This window comes from Amorphoplanes friuliensis DSM 7358, from assembly GCF_000494755.1.
In the GTDB taxonomy this organism is placed as follows: Bacteria; Actinomycetota; Actinomycetes; order Mycobacteriales; family Micromonosporaceae; genus Actinoplanes; species Actinoplanes friuliensis.
Genome location: NC_022657.1, coordinates 7,564,054 through 7,589,535, shown reverse-complemented (window position 1 = coordinate 7,589,535; position 25,482 = coordinate 7,564,054). Strand labels below are relative to the sequence as shown.

General features: G+C 68.5%; 22 protein-coding genes and 1 tRNA gene. 14 read left to right on the top strand and 9 right to left on the bottom strand.

Features of this window, described 5'->3' with window-relative positions; translation table 11 throughout:
• The first annotated feature begins 21 nt into the window (after positions 1–21).
• Positions 22–1,614 (top strand): AMP-binding protein, encoded by a 1,593-nt coding sequence (locus AFR_RS34910; RefSeq protein ID WP_023561540.1) that lies wholly within the window; start codon positions 22–24, stop codon positions 1,612–1,614.
• Here the strand turns inward: AFR_RS34910 and AFR_RS34905 are convergent.
• Both AFR_RS34905 and AFR_RS45545 read right to left on the bottom strand, forming a co-directional pair.
• On the bottom strand, positions 1,601–2,533 hold the full coding sequence (locus AFR_RS34905) for a hypothetical protein (RefSeq protein WP_023561539.1): 933 nt from the start codon (positions 2,531–2,533) through the stop codon (positions 1,601–1,603). The genes AFR_RS34910 and AFR_RS34905 overlap by 14 nt on opposite strands.
• Before the next feature lie 37 nt (positions 2,534–2,570).
• Positions 2,571–4,052: a BadF/BadG/BcrA/BcrD ATPase family protein gene (locus tag AFR_RS45545; RefSeq protein WP_084298490.1), complete on the bottom strand. Its 1,482-nt coding sequence runs from the start codon at positions 4,050–4,052 to the stop codon at positions 2,571–2,573.
• A 96-nt stretch (positions 4,053–4,148) separates the two neighbouring features.
• Here AFR_RS45545 and AFR_RS34895 point away from each other — a divergent pair, with 96 nt between their 5' ends.
• From AFR_RS34895 to AFR_RS34870, 6 genes are all read left to right on the top strand, one after another.
• Positions 4,149–5,066 (top strand): MurR/RpiR family transcriptional regulator, encoded by a 918-nt coding sequence (locus AFR_RS34895; protein ID WP_023561537.1) that lies wholly within the window; start codon positions 4,149–4,151, stop codon positions 5,064–5,066.
• Between the two features lie 2 nt (positions 5,067–5,068).
• Complete coding sequence (locus tag AFR_RS34890) at positions 5,069–5,812, top strand: sugar isomerase domain-containing protein (protein ID WP_438829952.1); 744 nt, start codon at positions 5,069–5,071, stop codon at positions 5,810–5,812.
• 115 nt (positions 5,813–5,927) lie between these two features.
• Entirely contained in the window at positions 5,928–7,253 is a 1,326-nt protein-coding gene (ngcE, locus tag AFR_RS34885; protein ID WP_238547176.1) for an N-acetylglucosamine/diacetylchitobiose ABC transporter substrate-binding protein, read from the top strand.
• Entirely contained in the window at positions 7,253–8,161 is a 909-nt protein-coding gene (locus AFR_RS34880) for a carbohydrate ABC transporter permease (protein ID WP_023561534.1), read from the top strand. The genes ngcE and AFR_RS34880 overlap by 1 nt, the downstream gene beginning before the upstream one ends.
• Positions 8,158–9,042 (top strand): carbohydrate ABC transporter permease, encoded by an 885-nt coding sequence (locus AFR_RS34875; protein WP_041841373.1) that lies wholly within the window; start codon positions 8,158–8,160, stop codon positions 9,040–9,042. The genes AFR_RS34880 and AFR_RS34875 overlap by 4 nt, the downstream gene beginning before the upstream one ends.
• Before the next feature lie 38 nt (positions 9,043–9,080).
• Complete coding sequence (locus AFR_RS34870; protein WP_023561532.1) at positions 9,081–10,271, top strand: glycoside hydrolase family 16 protein; 1,191 nt, start codon at positions 9,081–9,083, stop codon at positions 10,269–10,271.
• 48 nt (positions 10,272–10,319) lie between these two features.
• Here the strand turns inward: AFR_RS34870 and AFR_RS34865 are convergent, their stop codons facing one another.
• Positions 10,320–12,008, bottom strand: a complete 1,689-nt coding sequence (locus AFR_RS34865; RefSeq protein WP_023561531.1) for an AMP-binding protein — start codon at positions 12,006–12,008, stop codon at positions 10,320–10,322.
• A gap of 70 nt (positions 12,009–12,078) precedes the next feature.
• Positions 12,079–12,963: a CDP-alcohol phosphatidyltransferase family protein gene (locus AFR_RS34860; RefSeq protein WP_023561530.1), complete on the bottom strand. Its 885-nt coding sequence runs from the start codon at positions 12,961–12,963 to the stop codon at positions 12,079–12,081.
• Between the two features lie 131 nt (positions 12,964–13,094).
• On the opposite strand from AFR_RS34860, the gene AFR_RS34855 reads away from it, so the two are divergent.
• The 4 genes from AFR_RS34855 (at position 13,095) to AFR_RS34840 (ending at position 18,977) form a co-directional block, all read left to right on the top strand.
• The gene (locus AFR_RS34855) at positions 13,095–15,158 is read left to right on the top strand and encodes a TRAP transporter permease (RefSeq protein ID WP_023561529.1); all 2,064 of its coding nucleotides are present in this window, start codon (positions 13,095–13,097) and stop codon (positions 15,156–15,158) included.
• On the top strand, positions 15,155–16,159 hold the full coding sequence (locus AFR_RS34850) for a TAXI family TRAP transporter solute-binding subunit (protein WP_023561528.1): 1,005 nt from the start codon (positions 15,155–15,157) through the stop codon (positions 16,157–16,159). The genes AFR_RS34855 and AFR_RS34850 overlap by 4 nt, the downstream gene beginning before the upstream one ends.
• Positions 16,160–17,029: 870 nt before the next feature.
• Complete coding sequence (locus tag AFR_RS34845; RefSeq protein WP_238547175.1) at positions 17,030–18,295, top strand: sensor histidine kinase; 1,266 nt, start codon at positions 17,030–17,032, stop codon at positions 18,293–18,295.
• 7 nt (positions 18,296–18,302) lie between these two features.
• Positions 18,303–18,977: a response regulator gene (locus AFR_RS34840; protein ID WP_023561526.1), complete on the top strand. Its 675-nt coding sequence runs from the start codon at positions 18,303–18,305 to the stop codon at positions 18,975–18,977.
• On the opposite strand, the gene AFR_RS34835 is transcribed toward AFR_RS34840, so the two are convergent.
• Entirely contained in the window at positions 18,941–19,588 is a 648-nt protein-coding gene (locus AFR_RS34835) for a phosphatase PAP2 family protein (protein WP_023561525.1), read from the bottom strand. The genes AFR_RS34840 and AFR_RS34835 overlap by 37 nt on opposite strands.
• A 161-nt stretch (positions 19,589–19,749) precedes the next feature.
• Here AFR_RS34835 and AFR_RS34830 point away from each other — a divergent pair, with 161 nt between their 5' ends.
• Positions 19,750–20,553 (top strand): inositol monophosphatase family protein, encoded by an 804-nt coding sequence (locus tag AFR_RS34830; protein ID WP_023561524.1) that lies wholly within the window; start codon positions 19,750–19,752, stop codon positions 20,551–20,553.
• 143 nt (positions 20,554–20,696) lie between these two features.
• Positions 20,697–20,769, top strand: a tRNA-Lys gene (locus AFR_RS34825).
• 14 nt (positions 20,770–20,783) lie between these two features.
• On the opposite strand, the gene mraY is transcribed toward AFR_RS34825, so the two are convergent.
• Positions 20,784–21,887, bottom strand: coding sequence for a phospho-N-acetylmuramoyl-pentapeptide-transferase (gene mraY, locus AFR_RS34820; RefSeq protein WP_023561523.1), 1,104 nt, complete (start codon positions 21,885–21,887; stop codon positions 20,784–20,786).
• A 152-nt stretch (positions 21,888–22,039) separates the two neighbouring features.
• Here mraY and AFR_RS34815 point away from each other — a divergent pair, with 152 nt between their 5' ends.
• Positions 22,040–22,768 (top strand): MBL fold metallo-hydrolase, encoded by a 729-nt coding sequence (locus tag AFR_RS34815; protein WP_023561522.1) that lies wholly within the window; start codon positions 22,040–22,042, stop codon positions 22,766–22,768.
• Here the strand turns inward: AFR_RS34815 and AFR_RS34810 are convergent.
• The 3 genes from AFR_RS34810 to AFR_RS34800 are packed head-to-tail and all read right to left on the bottom strand — an operon-like array spanning position 22,741 to position 25,396.
• A complete protein-coding gene (locus AFR_RS34810; RefSeq protein WP_202963964.1) occupies positions 22,741–23,532 on the bottom strand; it encodes an SAM-dependent methyltransferase in 792 nt (263 codons plus the stop codon). The genes AFR_RS34815 and AFR_RS34810 overlap by 28 nt on opposite strands.
• Before the next feature lie 30 nt (positions 23,533–23,562).
• Positions 23,563–24,357: an SDR family NAD(P)-dependent oxidoreductase gene (locus AFR_RS34805; RefSeq protein WP_023561520.1), complete on the bottom strand. Its 795-nt coding sequence runs from the start codon at positions 24,355–24,357 to the stop codon at positions 23,563–23,565.
• Positions 24,358–24,361: 4 nt separating this feature from the next.
• The gene (locus AFR_RS34800) at positions 24,362–25,396 is read right to left on the bottom strand and encodes a fatty acid desaturase family protein (RefSeq protein ID WP_023561519.1); all 1,035 of its coding nucleotides are present in this window, start codon (positions 25,394–25,396) and stop codon (positions 24,362–24,364) included.
• Positions 25,397–25,482 lie beyond the last annotated feature (86 nt).

The following is a 25,482-nucleotide window of genomic DNA, read 5'->3' as shown; positions in this document are numbered from 1 at the left end:
GACCCGGCCCATGCTGCAGGAATGCTGTCCTACGCCTCCGGGATCTCCGACGTGCCGCTGCTCGGCGAGACGATCGGCGCGAACCTCGAACGCACCGTCGCAGCCCACGGCGACCGCGAGGCGCTCGTCGACGTGCCGTCCGGCCGCCGGTGGACGTACACGGAGTTCGACGCCGCGGTGAACGACGCCGCCCGCGGTCTCCTGGCCCGGGGAATCGCCAAGGGCGACCGGGTCGGCATCTGGGCGCCGAACTGCGCGGAATGGGTCATCACGCAGTATGCGACGGCCAAGATCGGCGCGATCCTGGTCAACATCAACCCGGCCTACCGCACCCACGAGCTGGCCTACGTCGTCGAGCAGGCGGGCCTGAGCCTGCTCATCAGCGCGGTCGCGTTCAAGACCAGCGACTACCGCGGCATGATCGCCGAGATCGGCTTCAGCGACACGATCTTCATCGGTACGCCCGGCTGGGACGCACTGACCGCGGCGGGCCACGGGCTCTCCCTCGACGAGCGGGCCGCGACGCTGACGTTCGACGACCCGATCAACATCCAGTACACGTCCGGGACGACCGGTTTCCCGAAGGGCGCGACACTCTCGCACCACAACATCCTCAACAACGGGTTCTTCGTCGGCGAGCTGGTCGGATACACCGAGGCCGACCGCATCTGCATCCCCGTCCCGCTCTACCACTGCTTCGGGATGGTCATGGGCAACCTGGCCGCGACCTCGCACGGCGCGTGCATGGTCCTGCCGGCCCAGGGTTTCGACGCCGTGGCCTCCCTGCGGGCAGTCGCCCTGGAGAGCTGCACTTCCCTGTACGGCGTACCGACCATGTTCATTGCCGAGCTGGGTCTGCCGGACTTCGCGGACCACGACCTGTCCTCCCTGCGTACGGGAATCATGGCGGGCTCACCGTGCCCGGTCGAGGTGATGAAACGGGTCGTCGCCGAGATGAACATGACCGAGGTCGCCATCTGTTACGGCATGACGGAAACCTCCCCGGTCTCCACGATGACCCGCCGCGACGACGGCCTGGACCGGCGCACCGCAACCGTCGGCCGTGTCATGCCCCACCTGGAGTCGAAAGTCGTCGACCCGGCAACGGGCCTGCCTCTGCCCCGCGGCGAGGCCGGCGAACTGTGCACCCGCGGCTACTCGGTCATGCTCGGCTACTGGGACCAGCCCGACGCCACCGCCGAGGCGATCGACCAGGCCCGCTGGATGCACACGGGCGACCTGGCCACGATGGACGCGGACGGCTACGTCAACATCGTCGGCCGCATCAAGGACCTGGTCATCCGCGGCGGCGAGAACGTCTACCCCCGCGAGGTCGAAGAGTTCCTCTACACCCACCCGGACATCGCCGACGTCCAGGTCATCGGCGTCCCCGACCAGAAATACGGCGAAGAACTGATGGCCTGGATCATCCTCCGCCCGGACGCCTCACCCCTGACGGCAGCCGACATCCGCACCTTCTGCACGGGCAAGCTCTCCCACTTCAAGATCCCGCGCTACGTCCACCTCGTCGACAGCTTCCCGATGACCGTGACGGGCAAGGTCCGCAAGGTAGAAATGCGCGAACAAGCCACCGACCTGCTCAGCTCCAGCTGAGGATCTCGGGTTTGCCGGGGAGGGGGCCGAAGGCGCGTTTGAGTTTTCCGCCCTGCACCGAGGTGGTGTAGAAACCGGTTTCGGTCTGGGCGAGCACGCTCTTGCTGTCGGGGCTGCGGAAGACCGCGTCGATCTCCCGGCCCTTCAGGTTGGCGATGCGCCGCAGGGCGGCGGTGGAGTCCGCGGGACCCGCGGTCAGGGCGGCCACGACGCCTGTGCCCTCACCGTGGCAGAGCACCGTGAACTCGGCGACCTCCGGACCGGCACACTGGTAGAGAAGTTCGCTCGCCCCGTCCTGATCGACGTCCTGGTCGATGATCGTGGCGTCGAGCAACTCACGGCTGGTGCGGTGCAGGTTGACACGGCCGGGCGGGTCGCTGAGGAGGACGTTCTCCACCGAGGCGCCTTCACCGTACGAGTCCCAGCCCCAGACGAACGTGACGGTGAGGTCCTTCGGGGCCTCGGCGGGCCGCCGCGGATCGACGGAGACGGTCTTCTGGGCGCCGCCGTCACCGCCGTTCAGCTCAACCGCCAGCAGACCCGTACGCGCGACAAAACCGACATTGGTCGCCGGTGTGCCCAGCGTGATTTCGCTCCACCCACCCACGTCGACGTACTTGTCGTTCTGCAGTCCGTAGAGGACCACCCGCCCGGTGCCGTTCTCGACCTCGGCGGCATAGGCCCAGTCCGCACTGAACCGCATCCCGGGGCCGCCGGGCACGGTGACTGTGCGGGTCAGCTTCCCGCTGGTGGCGTCGTAGATCCGAAGCTGGTCGTCCTTGCGGGCGTACAACCCCGACGGCAGATCGGGCGCGGCGACAACCGGTGTGGTGACCTCCGGCAGCGTCGTCTTCGGTGGGTCACTGCAGGCGCCCAGCATCAGCAGGGCCAGCACCGGAGCGGCCGCGAGCTTCCTCATGAATCGTTCCCCCTCGATCCGTGTCGCCGGACCGAGGTTAAAGCATCCGCCTGTGCAGGTTGTCCGCCTCCTCCGCAGATGTGACGTGGCGCAAGGCCAGCCAGGCCGCCCCGAGCGCCGGATCGTGGGAGGTGCTCACGGGTGCGGGCAGGGCGGCGAGGACCGCCGCGCGGACCGGGGTGTCACGGGTGAGCAGGCTGCCGGCGAGAACAACCGGGCCGTCCGGCGGACCCAGGTCACCAAGGGTGGCAACCAGACGGGCGGCGGCTTCGGTCGTCAATCTGGTGGCGAGCGGGTCGCCTGCGATGGCGGCCGCGCAGATCAGGGGCGCCAGGGCGGCGAAGGCGCTTGGTTGCTGGCGGCCGGCCCATTGGACGAGTGCGTCGCGGGAGTCGATGCCGGCATGTGCTGCGATCTTCGCTGCCAGCTTTTCACCGGCGTTGTGCAGGCCCAACTTCAAGGAAATTGGGTCTTGGTGCAGCCTCTGCGCCGCCGCCAGGTCTTGATCGGCGTCCGGCCGGCCCAACTTCCTTGAAGTCGGGTCTCCGCCGAGCCCGTGCGCCGCGATCTTCCCCGCGAGTTCTTGATCGGGGTTTGGTGGGCCCGATTTCAAGGAAGTTGGGCTTTGGCCCGGCCCGTTCGCTGCGGTCGTCGCGGCTAGTTCTTGGTCGGGGTTTGGTGGGCCCGATTTCAAGGAAGTTGGGCTTTGGCCCGGCCCGTTCGCTGCGGTCGTCGCGGCTAGTTCTTGGTCGGGGTTTGGTGGGCCCGATTTCAAGGAAGTTGGGCTTTGGCCCAGCCCGTTCGCTGCGGCTCGCGATGCGAGTTCTTGGTCGGCATTCGGTGGGCCCGACTTCAAGGAAGTTGGGTCCGGCCCGTGCGCCGCGGTCCCCACCGCCACCCCTCCATCAGCCATCGGCAGCCCCAACTTCATTGAAGTCGGGCCTTCCCCCAGCCCGGCCGCCACGAGCCCCCGCCCGGACCGGCCGACAACCTCGGCGAGATCAAGCACTACAGGCCAGCTGCGAACAACCGCACGAACCGCCTGCAACCCGAGCCAGACCCCCGACCCCTCATCACCCAGCAACCACCCGAGCCCGTCAGCCGTACGCCCGATCTGCCAGTTGTCGATCCGAGCGGCAACAGCACCAGTACCCGCGATAAGCACCGCCCCCGACGGCGAGGACGTCCCCGCCGCGAACGCGGTCACGGCGTCCCCGACCACGGTGACCGGGCACGTCAGCCCTTGATCCGCCCACTCCCGCGCAAACGCCGCCGCGATCGCGGAGTCGGCCAGGATTCCCGCGCCGGCAACACCGACAACTCCGAAGCGGACGGCCGCAGGGTCACGATCACCGAGGGCCTCGCGCACAGCCGTACCGATGGCTTTAACGGCCTCGGGCCCCGCGGACGTCGGGTTTCCCGGGCCGGCCGAGCCGCGGCCGACCACCGTCCCGTCCGAAGTGGACAAAACGGCGCGAGATGCCGTTCCGCCGGCGTCCACGCCCAGTACGAGCATCATGACGCCGATCGAAGCATAGAAAGTTTTCATTGACCAGGAGTTCAAACGGTCGTAATTTTCATCGCCAGAGCTAACTGATGAAAAGGACGACCACACGTGACGGGTGAGAGCGGCGGGCTGCTGGTGCGGCTGCGCATCGAGGGACCGACCATGCCGGAGGCGCTGGCGAAGATCGCCGAGACGATTCTCGGGGATCCGGAGACGGCCGCGCACGCGAGCATCGTCGACCTCGCCGAGCGGTCCGGTACGTCGACCGCGACGGTCACGCGTTTCAGCCGGGCGCTCGGGTTCAAGGGGTACGCGAATCTGCGGGTGGCCGTCGCGACCGAGACCGGCCGGGCCGAGCAGGCGCGGTGGGAGACCGACATCAGTGGTGACATCAATCCGGGCGATCAGACCGACAAGGTTCTCGACATCATCACCGCGGCGGATACCCGGGCCATCCAGGCCACCGCCAGCGGACTCGACACCGAGGCGGTCGAGCGGGTCGCCGCCGCGATCGCGGGTGCCGGCCGGGTGGAGATCTTCGGTCTGGGCAGCAGCGGCACGGCCGGCAGTGAGATGGCGTTCCGGCTCGAACGGATCCGGGTCCCGGTGCGCTACCGCGCCGACACGCACACCGCCCTGACCAACGCCGCGCTGCTCGGTCCGGGTGATGTGGCGATCAGCCTGTCGCATTCCGGCCGGACGCGCGAGGCGATCGAGATGCTGGCCGAGGCCGCCGACCACGGAGCGATGACCGTCGCCGTCACGTCTTTCGCGCGGTCGCCGCTGGCCGAGGTTGCCGACGTCGTTTTCACCACCGCGGTGCACGAGACGACGTTCCGGCTCGCGGCCCTCTCGGCGCTGCACTCGCAGCTGCTGATCCTCGACCTGATCTACGTCGCCGTCGCGCAGCTCACCTACGAGCGGACCGCCGAGGCGCTCGAGCTGACCGTGCGAGCCGTCGACGCGCACCGCGTGCCGGAGAACACCGCCAACCGTAAGCGAGCACGGAGGGACAAGCCGCTGTGACCATCAGAAGCGCCGACTACGTCGAGGTCATCGAGAAGGCCATCGCCCGGATCGGCGCCACCCAGGCCGACGGGGTGGCGCGGGCCGCGGACCTGCTGACCGCGACGCTGCAGGCGGGCGGGGTGATCCAGGCGTTCGGCTGCGGGCACTCCGAGGCCCTCGCCATGGAGATCGCCGGCCGGGCCGGCGGCCTGGTGCCGACCAACAAGATCGCCCTGCGGGACATCGTCCTGTACGGCGGAGAGCCGGCGAGCGCGCTCAGCGACCCGGAGCTGGAACGCACCCCGCGGGTGGCGCACCGGCTCTACGAGCTCGCCCCGATCAAGCCCGACGACGCGTTCATCATTGCCTCCAACTCCGGTGTCAACGGGGCTGTGGTGGAGATGGCGCAGCTCGTCAAGCAGCGCGGGCATTCGCTGATCGCGATCACGTCGCTCGAGCACTCGGCCCGGGTCGAACCGCGGCACGACAGCGGGCTCAAGCTGTCCGACCTTGCCGATGTCGTTCTCGACAACGGCGCACCTTACGGCGACGCGTCCCTCGATTACGGCACCGGCGCCGTGGGGGCCGTCTCCTCGATCACCGCCGCCCTGCTGGCCCAGCAGATGGTCACCGAAGTGGTGGCCCGGCTGCTGGCGCTCGGCGTCACCCCGCCGGTCTACCTGTCGGACAACGTGCCGGGCGGGCGGGAGCACAACAAACAAATCGAAGCGCGGTACGCCGGGCGCATCCGGCGTACCGCTTAGGGAAAAGGCCCAGCTGATGAACCGTTCACCCCTTTCAGGACCGTACCCCACGAGAAGAACGCTGCTGCGCACCGCGGTGTCCGCCGGTGTCGCTCTGCCCCTGCTGAGTGCTTGTGTGACGGGTGGGGACGACGACTCCGACCCGGCCGCCGGCAACTCCGGCACCAAGTCCGCCGACAACCCCCTGGGGGTCAAGGCCGACGCACCGCTCGAGGTCGTGATCTTCAAGGGCGGGTACGGCGACGAGTACGCGAAGAAGGCGGGAACGCTCTACACGCAGAAGTACCCGGCCGCCAAGATCGACCACCAGGGCCTGCAGAAGATCGGGGAGGCGCTGCAGCCCCGGTTCGTCGCGAACACCCCGCCCGACGTCGTGGACAACACGGGTGCGAGCCGCCTCGACATCGCCACCCTCGTCGCTTCGAAGCAGGTCAGCGATCTGAGCCAGCTGCTCGACGCCCCGGCGTTCGACGAGCCGGGCAAGACCGTGCGGGACACGCTGCTGCCCGGCGTGGTCGACGACGGCACATTCGACAAGGTGCCACTGACGCTCAATTTCACGTACACGGTCTGGGGTCTCTGGTATTCGAAGCCGCTCTTCGCCTCGAAGGGCTGGACCTTCCCGAAGACGTGGGACGAGATGCTCACCCTGTGCGCGACCATCAAGGCCGCGGGCATCGCCCCGTGGACCTACCAGGGGAAGTACCCGGAGTACATCAACGACCCGCTGCTCGGCATGGCCGCGAAGACGGGTGGCCTGGCGCTGGTCAAGGCCGTCGACAACCTCGAGCCGAACGCGTGGAAGGCGCCCGGCCTGATCGGCGCGGCCGAGGCGTTCGCGGAGCTGGCCGGCAAGGGCTACATCCTGTCGGGTTCCGAGGCGCTGTCACACACCGAGGCGCAGGCGGCCTGGTCGCAGGGCAAGGCTGCGATCATCCCGTGCGGTTCGTGGCTGGAGAGCGAGCAGAAGGGTGTCACGCCGCCGAACTTCGAGATGGTGATGGCGCCGGTGCCGTCGCGGACCTCGTCGGAGGGCTTCAAGCAGACCGCGGTGCAGGCGGCCAGCAGTGAGTCGTACCTGGTCCCGGCCAAGGCCAAGAACCCCGCCGGGGGCATGGAATACCTGCGGATGCTCTTCTCGAAGCAGTCGGCCAAGGCATTCGCCGAGTCCGCGGGCACGCTGCCCGCGATCACCGGCGCGACCGACGGGCTGACCCTGAGCAGCGGTCTGGGCTCGGTCCGCGACGCGGTCACCGCCGCGGGATCCGAGACCTTCACCTACCGATTCCGTACGTGGTACGCGCCGCTCGCCAAGGCCGTGGACGACGCCACCGGTGAGCTCGTGAACAAGCGGATCACCGCCGTGCAGTGGTCGGACCGGATCCAGAAGGCGGCCGACTCGATCGCCAAGGACTCCTCGGTGAAGAAGTACACCCGCTGATGAAACACGGTCGGTGGCGGTTCCTGGTCGGCGCCCTGGTGCCCGCGCTGGTGCTGCACGTCGTCTTCGTGCTGTCGCCGTACGCGCAGGCCTTCTACCTGTCGCTGACCGACTGGACCGGCGTGGCCGGCGAGGCGCACTTCGTCGGGGCGGGCAATTACGCCCGCCTCGGCGGCGACTCGCTCTTTCTCGACGCGGTCCGCAACAACGCGGTGATGCTCGTCGTGGTGCCACTGGTGACCATCGGTATCGGGCTTTTCCTGGCGAGCATGATGCACCTCGGCGGCCGCGGTGGAAGACGGGGGATCGCGGGCTCCGGCGCGTACCAGATCGTCTATTTTTTCCCGCAGTTGTTGTCGCTCGTGGTCATCGCGGTGCTGTGGGGTTTTGTCTACAACCCGAACACCGGTCTGCTGAACGGCGCTCTGCGAGGCCTGGGTCTCGACGGGCTGACCCGGTCGTGGCTGGCCTCGCCGTCGCTGGCGCTGATCGCCGTGATGGCGGTGCTGATCTGGTCGTCCGTGGGCTTCTACGTGGTGCTGTTCAGCGCGGCCATCGACAGCATTCCGCGGGAGTTGTTCGAGGCGGCACTGCTCGACGGGGCCGGGCGCTGGGCGACGTTCCGGCGCGTGACTCTGCCGCTGGTCCGCGATTCGGTGCAGGTGGCCTTTGTCTATCTGGGAATCGCCGCGCTGGACGCCTTTGCGGTCGTGCAGGTGATGACGGTCGGGCCCGGCGGGCCGGACGGCGCGACCGAGGTGATCGGGCTTTCGTTGTACCGCAACGCTTTCCAGTACGGGAAGTTCGGTTACGCCTCGGCCATGGGTGTCGCCCTGTTCTTCGCCACGTTGACTCTCGCGGTGCTCGCACTGCGGTCCGGTCGTAAGGAAAGGCTGGAACTGGCATGACACTTCTGCGCGAACGGCCCGTCGTGTCCCCCTCGCCGGCTTCTCCCGCTCCTCGATCCCGGTCCTACGCCGCCTTCCCGGTGCATCTGGCGATGCTGGCGTGGGCCGTGGTCACCGCGTTGCCGCTGCTCTGGGCCGTGGTCAGCTCGTTCAAGACCGACAACGAGATCCTGAACGATCCATGGTCGCTGCCCGCCTCACCCCAGGGCAGCAACTGGGTGCGGGCGTGGACCGAGGCGAACATCGGGCGCTATTTCCTCAACAGCATTCTGGTGGTCGGCGGCGCGCTGCTGCTCACCATGCTGCTGGGTTCCCTGGTCGCGTACGCCCTGGCCCGGTACGAATTCCGGGGCAACCGCGTCATCTACTACACGTTTGTCGCGGCGATGTTCTTCCCCGTGTTCCTGGCCCTGGTGCCGCTGTTCTTCGTCGTCCAGCAACTCGGGCTGCTCGGCACGTACCAGGGGCTGATCCTGGTCTATGCGGCCTATGCCGTGCCTTTCACGGTGTTCTTCCTGCACTCGTTCTTTCGCACTCTGCCGTCCGAAGTGGCGGAGGCGGCCTTCATCGACGGCTGCTCGCACGGCGCGGTGTTCTTCCGCGTCATGCTGCCGATGGCCCGCCCGGGCCTCGTCGCCGTCGGCATCTTCAATTTCCTCGGGCTCTGGAACCAGTACCTGCTGCCACTGGTTCTCAATCCCGACCCGGACCGGTACGTCCTGGCGCAGGGTCTGGCCGCCCTGTCGGTCAGCCAGGGGTATCGCAGTGACTGGGGCGGCCTGTTCGCCGGTCTGACGATCGCCATGCTGCCGGTGCTCGTCGCCTATGTCGCGTTCCAACGGCACATCCGCGCCGGAATGACCGCCGGCGCGGTCAAGTAGGTCCCTTTCCACCCCCCATTCAAGGGAGGACCCTGCTCATGTCCATCGACAAACGTAAATCTTTAGGCTTTGTCGGAACGCTCGCCCTGCTCGGCACGGTGGCGGTGTTCACCAATGCACCCAGCGCCGCCGCGGCCGAATGCGGCTACCTGTTCGACGACTTCTCCTACTCGTCGTCGAGCGACAGCTCGCTGACCGCACACGGCTGGACGCCGCGCAGTTACGCCGGTGGCCCGGGTGTGCCCGGGGCGACCTGGTCCCCGAACAGCATCACCTTCCCCACGGCCGACGGCCAGAAGGTCATGCAGCTGCAGGCGTCGACGGACGGCACCGGTGCCGGCACCAACCACGCCGAGCTCTACAGCACCCAGAAGCGCTACTTCGAGGGCACGTACGCCAGCCGGGTCCGTTTCACCGACGCCCCGGTGAGCGGCAACGACGGCGACCACATCAACCAGACGTTCTTCACGATCAGCCCGCTGAACGGCGACCTCGACCCGACGTACAGCGAGCTCGACATCTCCGAGTACCTGCCCAACGGCGGGTGGGGCGAGACCGGGCCGATCAACTACCAGACCACCTGGTACACGTACCGCGCCGAGCCGTGGTTCGCCGACAACCAGCACTCGGAGCAGCGCAGCAGCCTCAACGGCTGGCACGACCTGGTGGCGACCGTCGCCAACGGGCACGTCATCTACTACATCGACGGTGTGCAGGTCGGCGACCACTCCGGCAAGTTCTACCCGCGCCAGACGATGACGATCAACTGGAACCTCTGGTTCATCGACACGGCTACGCACTCGGGCGGGCTGAGCACGTACATCCAGCAGGTCGACTGGGTGCTCTTCGCCAAGAACCAGGCCCTGACCCCGGCGCAGGTCTCGTCGAAGACGGCCGGCTACCGGTCGTCGGGCAGCACGTTCGCCGACACGGTCGACACCACCGGCGGCGGCTGCACCAACCCGACCAACCCGCCGACGACACCGCCCACGACGCCTCCGACCACGCCGCCCACGACTCCGCCGGCGGGATCGTGCGCGACCGCGCCGGAATGGGCGTTCGGCTCGGTCTACCAGGGCGGCCAGACCGTCAAGCACGAGAAGAGCAAGTACGGAGACCCGAGCGGTCCCGCCTCCGGTGACGGCAAGCACCTGTGGAAGGCCAGGTACTGGACGCAGGGCTCGGAACCGGGCTGGACCCAGCAGTGGGAGGACCTCGGCCGCTGCTGACGGCTGAATCCCGGCCGGGTCTTCACCCTCTGGTGGAGGCCCGGCCTTTTACGCCCGGTCGCGGAACTCGCCGGGTGGTGTGGCGTCCGTGGACGCGTGCTTGAGGCGTTCCGCGTCGCGGAGCTCGACCCGGCGGATCTTGCCCGAGATGGTCTTGGGCAGCTCCGCGAACTCGAGGCGCCGCACCCGCTGGTACGCCGACAGGTGCTCCCGGCAGTGCGCGAAGATCGATTGCGCGGTGGCGTCGGTGGGCTCCCAGCCCTCGGCGAGCACGACGTAGGCCTTGGGCACGTGCAGCCGCAGCGCGTCCGGTGACGGCACGATCGCCGCCTCGACCACCGCTTCGTGTTCGATCAGCACACTCTCCAGCTCGAACGGGGAGATCCGGTAGTCCGACGCCTTGAACACGTCGTCGGTCCTGCCCACGTACGTGATGTAACCGTCCGCGTCACGCGATCCGATGTCGCCGGTGTGGTAAAAACCGCCGGCCATCGCCTCGGCCGTCAGCTCGGGATCGCCGTGGTAACCGACCATCAGCCCCAGCGGGCGCGGGTCGAGCTCCAGGCAGATCTCACCCTCCTCCGCCCGCTCACCCGTGACCGGATCGATCAGCACCACCCGGTACCCGGGGACCGGCCGGCCCATCGACCCGGGCCGGACCGGCTGACCGGGCGTGTTGGCGATCTGGACCGTGGTCTCCGTCTGGCCGAAGCCGTCGCGGATCGTCACACCCCAGGCCTTGCGCACCTGCTCGATGACCTCGGGGTTGAGCGGCTCACCGGCCCCGACCACCACCCGCGGCGGAGTTGTCAGAGCGGTCAGGTCCGACTGGATGAGCATGCGCCAGACGGTCGGCGGCGCACAGAAGCTCGTCACCCCGCAGCGCTGCATCTCGCTGAGCAGCCGCGCGCCGTCGAACCGCGAGTAGTTGTGGATGAACACGCAGGCCTGCGCGTTCCACGGTGCGAAGACGTTGCTCCACGCGTGTTTGGCCCAGCCCGGTGACGAGATGTTGAGGTGGACGTCGCCCGGCCGCAGTCCGATCCAGTACATCGTGGACAGGTGGCCGACCGGGTACGACGCGTGCGTGTGCTCGACCAGCTTGGGGCGTGCGGTGGTGCCCGAGGTGAAGTACAGCAGCAGCGTGTCGTTCGCGTCGGTGACCCCGTCCGGCGTGAAGTCCGCCGGTTCCGCGTACGCGTCCGAGAAGGTGTGCCAGCCCTCGACGGCCCGGCCGATCGCGATGCGGGTGACGTCGGCGCTGATCTCCGTGAAGCGGTCCGCGGCCGAGGCCAGGGCGATGACGTGCTGGGCGCCGCCGCGAGCCACCCGGTCACGGGCGTCGGCCGCGCCGAGCAGCGGGGTCGCCGGGATGATGATCGCGCCGAGCTTCATCACGGCGAGGATCGTGTCCCAGAGCTCGACCTGGTTGCCGAGCATGAGGACGACCCGGTCGCCGCGGCGCACACCGCGGGCGCGCAGCCAGTTGGCGACCTGGCCGGACCGGCGGGCCATCTCGGCGAACGTGAAGCGCTGCTCCGAGCCGTCCTCCTCGACGATCCAGAGCGCCGGGTTGGTGTTGCCCTCGGCGATGACGTCGAACCAGTCGAGCGCCCAGTTGAACGCGCCGAGCTGTGGCCAGCCGAACTGCGCGTACGCCTCCGCGTAGTCCTCCCGGTGCTCCAGCAGGAAGTCCCGGGCCTCGCGGAACGTGGCCGTAGCCTCACTCGCCGCCATGTCTCCTCCTCGCGCCGATCTGCGTCAGCCAGCGCCAGCCTGCCTCGCCGGGAGGGTTGTCCGCCACCCCTCAGGTGGCGCTGACCCTGTCGGCGCCCGGAGCTGATGCTTGCGCGGGCGCACCGGGCTTCAGCAGGGCAGCTGCCGCCTGAGCCTTGGCCAGCGCGACCGGGAACCCGCGCGTCGCCCGCCACAGCTTCACGATCAGCAGCAGCTCGAACGCGACCATCAGCGCGCCGGCCACCAGCGAGGTTCCGATGATCCAGCCGGTGAGTGGCCCGATGATGAAAACCGCCATCTCGAACTCGATGCCGCTGACCAGGTGCGTACGGATGCGGTGCCGGAGGAGCGCCGCGCGGAGCCGGGCCCGGGGACCCTGAGGAGGCAAATTCACCGCGGCCTCGGACTCGGCCGGCGGCAGGGGACCGCGGACTTCCTCCAGGCTCGCGCGCATGGTCTCGCGGGTCTTGGTCATCTGCTGCGAGTTCACGTACCGGAACAGGTCCAGGAACGTGACGATGATCAAGGTCCAGAGATAACCGACCTCGTCCGTACGCAGGAACTGGCCCCCGAAGAGCGCCACCGCGCACATGAAGACCCGCAGCCGGTCGAACATGAAGTCGAACCAGGCTCCGAACAGCGACCCGGTGCCGTTCAGGCGCGCGACCTTGCCGTCCATGCAGTCCACGACGAAGCTCAGGTGGAACAGCGCCGCCCCCGCGGCGAGCCACCACCTGTTCTGATCCGTCAGGCCGGGGGCCACGAAGCAGGCTGCGGCGGCCACACCCAGCAGGGTCGCCAGGCCGGTCAGCAGGTTCGGGGTGATCCACCGGTAGGGGGCGACCAGGCGGACCAGCCTGGCCGCGAGGGGATCGACGAGCAGGACGGTCCACCACGCGTCGCGGACCTTGTAGGTCTGCTCGCGGATTTCCTGCAGTGAAGAGCGACGCACCATAACCGGTATCAACGTCATGACCGGCAACGGGAAACTAGTTTTGCCCTATTTGTGACGAGCTGATCCGGGGGATATCCACAGATGCGTGATCAACACGTCACAAGCCGCAGCCGGCATAGTAACGTCCGTTCATGGTCAACGGTCGATCTCCGACCGGCCGGGCGGAGGCCGACGACGGCACTCCCGGCCCGGTGTCCACCATGGACTCCGACCGCGTTCCGGCGGGTGCGCTCGCGGACCCGGCGGCCGTCCATTTCGACGACGAGGAGCGCCCGGCCCGCGCGCTGACCGGCAGGATCGGTGCCGGTGTCGCGGTGGTCGCGTTTGCCGCGGCCCTGCTCGTGCTGTGGCAGGTCTTCCGCCCGCTTGCCCAGGGCAGCCAGTTCTACCTGATCGTCTTCCTGGCGGTCACCCTCCCGCTGGTCTTCCTCGTCTACCGCTCCGGATATCCCACCCGGACAAGATCGGCGGCGCCGTCGATCCTCGACTGGGTGCTGGCGGTGGCCACCCTGCTGGTCTGCCTTTATCCGATCAGCCCGTTCGGCGGCGGTTACGACGGCTTCCTCGACCGTCAGGGCCTGCTCGACACCCCGGACGTCATCGCCGGCGCGATCATGCTCGTGCTGGTCGTGGAGGCCTGCCGCCGCACCACCGGACTGGCCCTGCCGCTCGTCTGCCTGGCCTTTCTCGCCTACGGCTACTACGGCGGGCTGTTCCCGCAGGCCTGGTCCATCGCCCACCAGGGCATGGACTTCGCCCAGATCGTCGACGCGCTCTACAACTCCGGCAGCGGCTTCTACGGCACACCGCTCGACGTCGCCGCCACCTACATCGTGCTGTTCACGATCTACGGTGCTGTTCTCGAACTCTCCGGCGCCAGCCGCTTCTTCGTCGATCTGTCGGTGGCCGCCTTCCGCAAGTCGCGGAGTGCCGCCGGGCGCACAGCGGTGGCCGCCGGCTTCCTCCTCGGCACGGTCTCCGGCTCCGGGACAGCCACCGCGGTCAGCGTCGGCGCGGTCACCTGGCCGATGCTCAAGCGCGCGGGCTACCCCGCCGAGCAGGCCGGTGGCATGCTCGCCGCCGCCGGTGTCGGGGCGATCCTCTCCCCGCCGACCCTGGGCGCCGCCGCGTTCATCGTGGCCGAATACCTCGACGTCTCCTACCTCACCGTGCTCGGCTGGGCGATGATCCCGACGGTCCTCTACTACCTGGGGATCCTGCTCGCGGTCGAGATCGACGCACGGCGCTTCCAGGTGCGGGCCGTCGACGCCCCGCAGACCAGCGCGCTGCGGCTGCTCGGACGGTTCGGCTACCACTTTTCCTCGCTCTTCCTGATCGTGGTGCTGCTTGCCGTCGGTCAGAGCGCCACCCGCGCCGTGGTCTACGCGACGGTGCTGGCAGCCTTCCTCTCCTTTCTCGACCGGCGGACGTGGCTGACACCGCACCGCCTCTTCGCGGCACTGTCCGCGGGCGTCCGCGGCGTGCTCCCCGTCGTCGCCGTGTGTGCCGCCGCCGGCATCATCACCGCGACCGTCACCAAGACCGGCCTGGGCTCGCAGGTGGCATCACTACTGGTCAACGGCGCGCAAGCGGTCACCGACAATCCGACGCTGGTGCTCGCGCTGACCGTGGTGCTGGCCGCCGTCGCGCTGGCGATCCTCGGTCTGGCCGTGCCCGTCACCGCCAGTTTCATCATCGGCTGGGTCATCATCGGCCCGGCGCTGACCCTTCTCGGGGTCTCACCACCCGCCGCCGCGATGTTCGTCTTCTACTACTCGGTGCTTTCCGAGGTCACCCCGCCCACAGCACTCGCGGCGGTCGGGGCCAGCGCGATCACCGGCGGGCGCACGGTGCCGACGATGTGGCAGGCCCTCAAGTACGCCCTGCCGGCGTTCCTGGCCCCCATCGCCTTCGTGCTCACCGACCCCGGCGAATACCTCCTGGCCCGCGGGCCGGTGCTCGGCATCGTCTGGGCCACCGTCGTCGCGATCTTCGCGGTCGTCGGCCTGGCCATCGCCACCGGCGCCTGGGTGCCCGGCATCGGACCGGCCGGCCCCGCCAGCCGCATCCTCGGCGCCGCCGCCGGTCTGCTCCTGCTCTACCTCGCTCCGCTCACGATCGCGATCGGCGCCGTCGCGCTCGCCCTCGCAGCAGGGATCGCACTCATCCACCGAACGGGGAGGACAGCATTATGAGAAAGGCATTCGCCCTGGCCGCAGCCGGCACACTCACCGCAACCGCACTCGTGGGCTGCGGCGGCAAACAGGACGCCGCCGCGGAAGACGCCGGCGGCACCGTCACCTGCGAAGTCGCGAACGACACCCGCATCGGCATCGCCACCGGCAACGCCACCGGCGTCTACTTCGCCCTCGGCAACGCCTACGCCGAACAGATCGGCGCCTCCGGCGGCAAAGTGAAAGCCACCGCCTCCGAAACCGGCGCCTCGGTCCAGAACATCCAGCAACTCGTCGCCGGCGAATTCGACGTCGCCTTCTCCCTCGCCGACAGCGCCGCCGACGCGGTCAACGGCACCAACAGCTTCACCACCAAACAACCCGTCCAGGCGCTGGCCCGCATCCACACCAACTACACCCAGGTCATCACCCGCAAAGGCTCCGGCATCAAAGACGTAGCCGGCATGAAAGGCAAACGCGTCTCGACCGGCTCCCCCCGCTCCGGCACCGAAGTCATCGCCAAACGTGTCCTCACCGCCGCCGGCCTCGACCCCGACAAAGACGTCCAGGCCCAGCGCCTCGACCTGACCAAAACAGTCGACGGCGTCAAGGACGGCTCGATCGACGCCCTCTTCTGGTCCGGCGGCCTCCCCACCCCCGGCATCACCGACCTGCTCACCACCTCCGCCGACCAGGTCGAATTCCTCGACATCACCCCCCTCCTCCCCGAACTCCAAAAAATCAACCCGGTCTACGAAACCGGCACCATCCCGGCCACCACCTACAAAACCCCGGCCGACATCCCCACCATCGTCGTCCCGAACCTCCTCCTGGTCCGCGAAAACCTCGACGCCAACGTCGCCTGCGTCCTCACCCGAACCCTCTTCGACCGCAAACCCCAGCTCGAACAAGCCAACGCAGCCGCCAAGGAAATCACCCTCGACAAAGCCCGAAAAACCACCCCGGTAACCCTCCACCGAGGCGCAACAACAGCCTTGGACGCCCTGAACGCCCCCAAATAAACAGGTCCGAGTCGTCGTGCCCCTCACCGTCGTTCTCACACCGAGTGAGGCGGCCCCCTGACCTGCGCGCATGACCGGCTCGCCGAGCTGGTGGGGACCCTGCTGGACCGCAACCCGACCGGCGGCCACCCTGGCCAGTCGTTGCCTCGGCCAAGGAATGGATCAACAACTCAAGATCAGGCGGTCGTGCCTGGTTGCATGTCCCTGACCGCCGCTCCCGCCGACACCGGGCGAGACGACCCATTCGCTGGCGCTCATGACCGGCCCGCCCCGCCCTGCCAGCTGCGTGATCCCCAACCCCCACCCACGACGTCCCCCACCCCAGGACGCGCCGATGGCCAACCTCATCCGCGACGCATGCACCCGGTGTCGGCCTGATGGGCGCGGGTGGGCCGGCGCCGATCGACGGCGCATGCGCCCGATAGGGGCGCGGGTTGCGGGCCCTGCCCGGCGACACAGGAACAACCTGAGCGCGAACAGCCCGGGGGAGCAGGGTCCGGGCCCAACATCGCTGATGTTGGGCTCGGTGGTGAACTGGCGGCTGGTCCTGTCCTGCGCCGCCATCACCCGGTGGCGGCGTGGATTACCGGCCTCGCCTTGCCACCTAGGCACTCCGGTGGTGGCTTGTCGGCGCGGGTGCCGACCGTGCACTGTGACGCCTTCGTCCGATGACGGCGGCCTCTGCGGCGCAGACTGCCTGCTCTGCCCACGACGCATCCATCGGTGGTGCGGTGGGGATTGGTCTTTTGGCAGTGTTGGGTGGGTTGCGTTGTCCGTACCGTTGTTTTGGTGGGAAGCGTGGAAAGCAGCTGGGTGGTCGGTGTTCGGCGGGCTCTTGATCGGGGGAGTGTTCTTGCCGGGGCGGCGGCGTTGGCGGCCGGGCTGAGCGTGGTGAACCTGTGGTGGGCGGTCCCTGCCGCGGTCGCCGCGTTCTTGGTGGGGTTGCGGCCGGGACGGGCACGGTCCACGGTGCTGGCTTTTGTCGCTCTGCTTTCGGCCGGTGTGGTGCTGTTGTCCTTCGTGCCTGCCTGGCTGCCGTGGGGGAGCCGGTTCGTGGCGGTCGTGGTGGTCGCCACGATGGTTCCTTGGTTCGCCGGGCGGTTCTGGGGGCAGTATCGGGAGCTTGTTCGGGCCGGCTGGGAGCGGGCCGCGCAGTTGGAGCGTGAGCAGCAGCTGGTTGCCGAGCGGGCGCGGCTGCGGGAGCGGGCCCGGATCGCGATGGACATGCATGATGTGCTCGGGCACGACCTCAGCCTGATCGCGCTGTCGGCCGGTGCTCTGAAGCTTGCGCCGGGGCTCGAAGAACAACACCAGGAGGCCGCGGGACACATCAGGGCCAGGGCGGCTGCTGCGGTGGAGCGTCTCGGTGAGGTGATCGGTGTTCTTCGTGAGGAGACCACGCCGGGTCTTGCGAACCTGACTGCCGAGGCAGCCGAGTCCGGGCTTGCGGTCGAGTTGCACGTCGACGGTGAGGCGGACGGTCTCTCCCCGGGGGTGGAACGGGCTGCCCAGCGTGTGGTGCAGGAGGCGTTGACCAACGTCGCCAAGCATGCGCCCGATGCAAAAGCGACCGTCCGCGTGACGCATGCGCGGTCCGCGACAACCGTGGTTGTGGAGAACGGCCCGCCGAGCGGGGGCCGGGGTCTTGTCGGCCTCGCCGAACGGGTGCGGTCGGCCGGCGGCACTTTCCGGTACGGCCCGAGCAACGGGGGTTTTGAGGTTGCCGCCAGCATTCCCCACGCCGGACCGTCGCCACTGCCCTCCCCCGACCGGGACAATGAACACCGGCATCGCGTCCGCCGGATTCTGGCCGCCGCCGTGATGGTTCCTCTGGTGACCGGGGCGTTGCTGAGCGGGGCGCTTATGGGGTGGGAGATGCTGTCGTCGAAGCGATCGGTTCTGGATCCGGGCGACTATGCACGTCTGCGTGTCGGGCAGAATCGGGCGGAAGTGGCGCGTTTCCTGCCGGACCGGCAGACGAACCACCGACCGTTGACTGCCGAGCCGACAGGGGACGACCTCAGTTGCGAGTACTACGCGATGACGGCCGACCGGTTCGACGACCGGTCGGGCGACGCCTACCGGGTCTGCTTCCGGCAGGACGTTCTGGTTTCTCTCGACACGCTCACCCCGTGAGCGTTCGATGATCCGGGTGCTGATCGCCGACGACGAGCCGATGATCCGGGCCGGGGTGCGCGCTGTGCTGGCCACGGATCCCGGCATCGAGGTGGTCGCCGAAGCCGTCGACGGGCACGACGCCGTGGAACTGGTTCGCCGGCACCGTCCGGCGGTGGCCGTTCTCGACATTCGCATGCCGGGGATGAACGGCATCGACGCTGCGGCGGAGATCCGCGGCACGGTGCCGGCGACCAGCGTCATCATCCTGACGACCTTCGGTGAGGACGACTACATTCTGCAGGCGCTCGGCCACGGTGCAACCGGCTTCCTGATCAAGTCGGGTGAGCCCGAGGAGCTCATCCGGGGGGTTCGTGCGGTGGCCGAGGGCGCCGCCTACCTGTCACCGAAAGTCGCGGCCAGGATCGTCGCGCATCTCGCGGCGACGGGTGCGGGTGCCCTGGCCGGCCGGCGTTCTGCCGCCCGGGACCGGGTCGGTGCCCTCACCGCCCGGGAACGTGAAGTGCTGGCCTTCCTCGGCGGTGGGCTGTCCAACAGCCAGATCGCCCGACGGCTGCAGGTGGTGGAGGGAACGGTGAAGGCCCACGTGAGTTCCATCCTGGGACGCCTGGGTGTCGACAACCGGGCTGCCGCCGCGGTCGTGGCTCACGAGGCCGGAATCATTCGGGACACCGTGCGCTGAGCCAGAGGTAGGAAGACGAGCAACACCGCGGCGACCACGGTGCTGCTGAGAATCGCGCCGGCCAGCACATCGTGGGGGTAGTGCACTCCGACCAGGACTCGCAGCAGCGCAGCAGCGCCGGCCAGTGGCAGTGTGACCGCGGCGAGTCGCGGCCACAGGATGGCCAGGCCGGCTGCCAACCCGGCGGCCAGGGTGGCGTGATTGCTGGGGAACGACCAGTCTCCGGGCTCGGGGCATGCGGCGATCACGTCGGCTGCCGCCCGCAGCGCCCGGCAGGGCCGTTCCTCGTCGACCACCAGCTTCACCGCTTCGCTGACCGCGTAGGCCGCGATGGTGCCCGCCCCGATCAGCACGGCTCCGGCGGTCGCGCGGGCGTCGCGGCGGCGGAGGCCGGTCCACCAGCTCCACACGAGCAGCACCCCGAGTACGACCAGAGTGCCCTCACTGGCCACTTCGAGGATCGTGCCCAGCCACGACGGTGCGTCTGCCACCGGTCCGGTCAGTGAGAGGTACAGGGATGCCGAGGTTCCGTCCTTCACCGTGACCGCTCCTGACTGGCCCAGCCCGCCCGGGGAGAGCCAGGCGATCACACCCGCTGCGACGCTCAGCATTCCCATTGCGGCCGGCCACCGAACGGCGGGTCTGATGTCTTGTCGTTCTTGTTCCATGAGATCGAACGTAGAAGTGAGGGCTCGCGGAAACCCGCGTCGAACGGCAACCTCCGGATTGGACGATGGTCGGGGTTGACAGTGGCTGACGCTAGGGTGCGGGGGTGCTGATCACGGATTCGGAGCTGGCTGTCGGTGCTGCGGCCGCCGGGGCGGACGTTGTGCGGTCGATGTTCGGGGAGTCCTTGCGGCGCTTCGGTAAGGACGGGGACGATTTTGCGACCGAGGCCGATCTCGAGGCGGAACGCGTCATCATCGAGACCCTTCGGGCCGCCAGGCCCGGCGACGCCGTGGTCGGTGAGGAGAGTGGGCGCTCGGGTGGCAGCACCGGGCGGACCTGGCTCGTCGACCCTCTTTGCGGCACCCTGAACTACGCGGTCCGGAACATGCTGGTCGCGGTGAACGTCGCGCTGCGCGACGGTGGGGACGTGGCGGTTGCCGCCTCGGCTGACCCGTTCGCGAACGAGATTTTCTGGACCGATGGGGACGGTGCCTACGTGCGCACCGGCAGCGGTGACGAGCGGCTGGAACCGTCGGCGGCTTCGCGGCTGGTCGACTTCAATCTTGATCCGCCGTTTCCGAACGCGCCGGGGTTCCGGGCCGTTGACCTGCTGGGCGATCCGCGGTTCGTCGAGCGGTTCCGGCCCCGGGTGGTTTCCACGACCCTGGCGGTTGCGTGGGTGGCGGCCGGGCGGCGGGCCGCCTATGTGACTGACGGGCATCTGCGGGACAGCGTTCATTTTGCGGCCGGTATCGCGCTCTGCCGGGCCGCGGGTTGTGTGGTGACCGGCATTCACGGTCAGCCTCTGCACACCGGTGCGGGTGGGCTTCTGGTGGCGGCGGACGAGGAGACCCACGCCGAACTGCTCGCGATTAATTCCGTTGAGGGCCGGCGTACCGATCTCTAGTCTTTGAACCACACCGACCGGCCGAAGGGGGTCCGACATGTTCTGCAAGAAGCGCACCCGGATGGGCCGGCGCCGCGGCTGACGCTGCGACGACAGTGCCGCCCATCCCGTTCGGGAGGGCGGTTTTTTTGTTGCCTCCACCAGTGCCGCTAGCTCAACAGGTAGAGCATCCGTCTCTTAAACGGAGGGTTCGGGGTCCGATTCCCCGGCGGCGCACAGCAGACGCGGTGTCATCCGACGGCAGCCAGGAAGTCCGAGTAGAACACGCCCAGGCCGGCCGCCACGCAGACGCCGGCGATGATCCAGAAGCGCACCACGATGTTGACCTCGCTCCACCCGGCCAGCTCGAAGTGGTGGTGCAGCGGCACCATGCGGAAGACACGTCTGCCGGTGGTCCGGAACGAGACGATCTGGATCACCCAGGTGACCGTGATGATGAAGAACAGGCCGCCGATCAGGATCGAGAGCAGCGTGGTGCGGGTAGCCACCGCGAGGCCGCCGATCAGGGCGCCGAGCCCGAGTGAGCCCACGTCGCCCATGAAGATCCGGGCCGGGGACGTGTTCCACCACAGGAAGCCCACGCAGGCGCCGGCTGCTGCCGCCGCGATCATGGCGATCTCGAGGGGATCGCGGACCTGGTAGCAGTACTCGTTCACGCGGGAGTACGTGTCGTCGGCGCACCAGTGCCGGTACTGCCAGTACCCGATCAGCGCGTACGCGCCGAGGACCAGGGTCGAAGCGCCGGTGGCCAGGCCGTCGAGGCCGTCGGTGAGGTTCACGCCGTTCGACATCGCCGTGATGACAAAGACGAACAGGATCACCGAGCCGACCTTGCCGATGTCCAGCCAGCTGATGTCGCGGATGAACGAGATGTTCTCGCTGGCCACGGTCTGCCCGTTGGTGCTCGCCATGTAGAGGGCGGCGATGCCGAACCCGGTGCCGATGATCGCCTGGCCGAGCAGTTTGCCCTTGGCGGACAGGCCGTCGGAGTTGCGCTTGCGGACCTTGAGGAAGTCGTCGACAAAGCCGACCGCGCCGCAGAAGACGAAGACGCCGAGCAGGACGAGAGCCGTCATGGTCGGCTTCTCCTGCGCGATCTGCCGCTCGGACAGCGTGGTCAGCGCGACGTGCCCGGCGACGTAGGCGATGAGGGTCGCCACGATGAACACGACGCCCCCCATTGCGGGGGTGCCCTTCTTGCCCTCGTTCGAAGCGAGTCCGAGGGAGCGGATGGGCTGGCCGGCCTTGAGTGCGCTGAAGACCCGGATCGCCACCGGCGTGAGGAACAGGGAGACGATGAACGCGACCGCCGCCGCAACGATGACCGCCCTCACCGGTGAGCCTCGACCACGCGCAGCGTGCCGGACAGGTCAGCATCAACGATCACGAGTCACGATCTTGCCATCCGGCGCCGACGGCGCCGGCCGTGGACCCCATCGCTCGATGACTATGGACGGTAGCTAAAAAGCTAGATATCGTAGCCAGCATGAAGCTCGGGCCTCAGCTGCATCGCATCGGCAACGACCTCGTCGCGGTCTACCTCATCGAGACCGACGAGGGTGTGACGGTCATCGACGCGGGTCTGGCCGGTCACTGGCGCGAACTGCTGGCCGAGCTCACCTCCATGGGCCGCTCGCCCGGCGACATCCGCGGCCTGGTCCTCACCCACGGCGACACCGATCATCTCGGGTTCGCCGAGCGGCTCCGGCGTGATCACGGTGTCCCGGTCTTCGTGCATGCCGCGGACGCCGCCCGCGCCCGGGGCGAGATCAAGCCCAAAGCAAGCTGGGGTGGGTTCAAGCTCGGCGCGACAGCACGCTTCATCTGGTACGCGAGCAGAAAAGGCGGCCTCCGCACCACCTACCTCACCGAGGTGACCGAGGTGGGTGACGGCATGGTGCTCGACCTGCCGGGCGCGCCGCGCATCATCGGGCTGCCGGGGCATTCGCCGGGCAGCATCGCCGTGCACGTGCCCGCCGTCGACGCGGTTTTTGTGGGGGACGGGCTGACGACCCGGCACGTGCTGACCGGCCGGCCGGGCCCGCAGGCGGCGCCGTTCACCGACGACCCTGAGCAGGCGATTGCCTCGCTCAGCCGGCTCGAAGGGCTCGGGGTGAGCTGGGTGCTGCCGGGTCACGGCGCCCCGTGGAACGGTGGTGTCGACGAGGCGGTGCGGCTGATCCGGGCTCAGGGCTTCCGGGCCACGCCGCCGTAACCGGTGCGGGACAGGTCGGGGTTCATGCCCGGCGGGACCTCGGTGTACGGCCACACGTTCACCAGCCCTGGGGGCTCCAGCGTGAAGTCGCCGAAGAACGCCTCGATGCCGGGCTTGTCGCGGGGAGTGAACGGGGCGTTGGCACGTTCGTAGATCGCCGTGATGCGGGCCATGAAGTCGGGGCGGGCGTCGTTCGCCGCGTGCGAGATGGCCAGGAAGCTGCCCGGGGCCAGTGCGTCGCGGTAGGTCGCCACCACCTCGTGGGGCTTGGCCGCGTCCGGGATCAGGTGCAGCAGGAACATCATCAGGACGGCGACCGGCTGGTCGAGATCGAGCAGGCCGCGCAGGGCCGGATCGTCGAGGACGGTCCCGGGCTCGGTGACGTCACGCTGCAGGATGATGGCGTGGTCGCGTTCCTCCAGCAGGGCGCGGCCGTGGATGCAGACGACCTCGTCGTAGTCGACGTAGACGACCTTGACCGACGGGTCGATCGCGCGGGCGATCTCGTGGACGTTCTCCGCGGCGGGGAGGCCGGAGCCCAGGTCCAGGAACTGCCGGATGCCGCGCTCGCGGACCAGGTGCTCGACCACCCGTTTGATCAGCGCCCGGCCGGACCGGGCCGCCTCACGCATCTCGGGCGCGACCGCCAGCACCGCCTCGGCGGCCGCCCGGTCGGCAGCGAAGTTGTCCTTGCCGCCCAGGTAGTAGTCGTACATGCGGGCGGCGTTGGGAACTCCGGCGTCGATTCCTTCAGGGACCGTCACGGTCGACAGCATAGACGACCGTGCACTGTCCTATGTGGTCGTGCGAAGCCAGCCGCCGTCGATGTAGTACGACGAGCCGACCATGTAACTCGCCCGGGGAGAGCACAGGAAGACGAACAGGTTCGCGATCTCCGCCGGGTCCGCGAACCGGCCGATGGGCGCGTAGTCGTCCGCGATCTGCTGGAGGTGGTCCTCCCACGAGCGGTCCGTGCCCTCGGTCAGCGCCCGTGCCGTCTTCTCCCAGTCCGGCGTCTGCACCAGACCCGGGTTGACGGTGTTCACGCGGATGTTGTCGCCGATCAGCTCGTTGGCGAGGCACTTCGAGAACATCACCAGTGCCGCCTTGGTGACGTTGTAGATCGGCTCGTAGCCCAGCGGCTGCGTCGCGCAGATCGAGGCGTTGTGCAGGATCACGCCGCCGCCGCGGGCCTTCATCTGCGGTGCGAAGACGCGGGCCAGGCGGACCGCGGCCATCACGTGCAGATCCCAGTACGCCTGCCAGCGCTCGTCGGACGCCTCGAGGATCGTCTCCTCGCTGCCCGTACCCGCGTTGTTGATCAGGATGTCCGCGCCGCCGAACTCGTCCGTGACCGCCCGTGCCAGATTCGTGATGTCATCGAGTCCTCCGACATCGGCGGTCACCCCGAGAACGCGTACGGGAAATTCGGTCCGGAGAGCTTGGACGACGGCCTCGAGGCGATCGGTGTCGCGGGCGCACAACGCGAGGTGCGCGCCTTCCGCGGCGAGGCCGCGGGCCACCGCGAGGCCGATTCCGACCGTCCCACCGGTGATCACCGCGACCTTGTCCGTGAGCTGAAGATCCATTGCCCTACCTGGCGGCCTTGTGCTGCTCACGCAGCGGGGCGCCGACCTCGTTGAGGTGCCGCAGTGCCTGGCGGTACGACTCGATCAGGCTCGTCGACTCGTAGGGCACGCCGATCTCGGCGCAGTACGCCTCGACGATCGGCTGGACCTTGCGCAGGTTCGGCGTCGGCATCGCCGGGAAGAGGTGGTGCTCGATCTGGTAGTTCAGGCCGCCCAGCGCGGCGTCGGTGAGCCAGCCGCCGGTGACGTTGCGGGAGGTCAGGACCTGCTTGCGCAGGTAGTCCTCGGTGCCGTCGGGGTGCGGCATGCCCTTGTGGTTCGGGGCGAACGTCATGCCGAGGTAGACACCGAACAGCGCCTGGTGGACGACGAGGAAGGCGATCGCCTGCAGCGGCGAGAGGATCACGAACAGCGTGGTCAGGTAGACCACCGCGTGCATGATCAGCAGGCCGGCCTCGAGGTTGCGGCGCTTCATGTCGCCGCGGATCAGCGCCTTGACGCTGGACACCTTGAGGTCGATGCCGAGCAGGGTCAGCAGCGGGAAGAACAGCCCGGCCTGGTGACGGGTGATGAAACCCTTCAGACCCCGGCGGCCCAGCGCGGACTCGGTGGCCCAGATCAGCACCTCGGGGGTGACGTCCGGGTCGAGGTCGTCGTGGTTGGGGTTGTTGTGGTGGCGGGTGTGCTTGTCCATCCACCAGCCGTAACTCATGCCCACGGCCACGTTGCCGGCGATCCGGCCCGCGATCTCACCCGGTCGCTTGGTGCGGAAGACCTGCCGGTGGGCGAGGTCGTGCGCCACCAGCGCCACCTGGGCGAACGTGACGGCGAGGAACGCTGCGACGGCGAGCGTCCACCAGGACGAGCCGATCAGGAAGAAAGCCGTCCAGCCGCCGATCAGCATCAGCGAGACGGCGGTCAGCCGCACGGCGTAGTACGCCGGCTTGCGCTCGAGCAGGCCCGCCTTGGTCACCCGCTTGTTGAGCGCGGCGAAGTCGCTGCCGGTCGTCGACCTCGGCCGCTCCGTCGTTGTCGTCATGGCGTTCAGCCTTCTCCTTCGGCCGCGTAAGTTCAGGAGTGACAAGCCCCCGGGAATGGTGGTGCTAGCACCACCGCTAACTGTGC

What these genes read in the sequence shown, in the direction of transcription:
- AFR_RS34910 (WP_023561540.1), top strand. Translation starts at nt 22, where the DNA reads ATGCTGTCCTACGCCTCCGGGATCTCCGACGTGCCGCTGCTCGGCGAG.
- AFR_RS34905 (WP_023561539.1), bottom strand. Translation starts at nt 2,533, where the DNA reads ATGAGGAAGCTCGCGGCCGCTCCGGTGCTGGCCCTGCTGATGCTGGGC.
- AFR_RS45545 (WP_084298490.1), bottom strand. Translation starts at nt 4,052, where the DNA reads ATGATGCTCGTACTGGGCGTGGACGCCGGCGGAACGGCATCTCGCGCC.
- AFR_RS34880 (WP_023561534.1), top strand. Translation starts at nt 7,253, where the DNA reads ATGAAACACGGTCGGTGGCGGTTCCTGGTCGGCGCCCTGGTGCCCGCG.
- AFR_RS34875 (WP_041841373.1), top strand. Translation starts at nt 8,158, where the DNA reads ATGACACTTCTGCGCGAACGGCCCGTCGTGTCCCCCTCGCCGGCTTCT.
- AFR_RS34870 (WP_023561532.1), top strand. Translation starts at nt 9,081, where the DNA reads ATGTCCATCGACAAACGTAAATCTTTAGGCTTTGTCGGAACGCTCGCC.
- AFR_RS34865 (WP_023561531.1), bottom strand. Translation starts at nt 12,008, where the DNA reads ATGGCGGCGAGTGAGGCTACGGCCACGTTCCGCGAGGCCCGGGACTTC.
- AFR_RS34860 (WP_023561530.1), bottom strand. Translation starts at nt 12,963, where the DNA reads ATGGTGCGTCGCTCTTCACTGCAGGAAATCCGCGAGCAGACCTACAAG.
- AFR_RS34855 (WP_023561529.1), top strand. Translation starts at nt 13,095, where the DNA reads ATGGTCAACGGTCGATCTCCGACCGGCCGGGCGGAGGCCGACGACGGC.
- AFR_RS34850 (WP_023561528.1), top strand. Translation starts at nt 15,155, where the DNA reads ATGAGAAAGGCATTCGCCCTGGCCGCAGCCGGCACACTCACCGCAACC.
- AFR_RS34840 (WP_023561526.1), top strand. Translation starts at nt 18,303, where the DNA reads ATGATCCGGGTGCTGATCGCCGACGACGAGCCGATGATCCGGGCCGGG.
- AFR_RS34835 (WP_023561525.1), bottom strand. Translation starts at nt 19,588, where the DNA reads ATGCTGAGCGTCGCAGCGGGTGTGATCGCCTGGCTCTCCCCGGGCGGG.
- AFR_RS34815 (WP_023561522.1), top strand. Translation starts at nt 22,040, where the DNA reads ATGAAGCTCGGGCCTCAGCTGCATCGCATCGGCAACGACCTCGTCGCG.
- AFR_RS34805 (WP_023561520.1), bottom strand. Translation starts at nt 24,357, where the DNA reads ATGGATCTTCAGCTCACGGACAAGGTCGCGGTGATCACCGGTGGGACG.
- AFR_RS34800 (WP_023561519.1), bottom strand. Translation starts at nt 25,396, where the DNA reads ATGACGACAACGACGGAGCGGCCGAGGTCGACGACCGGCAGCGACTTC.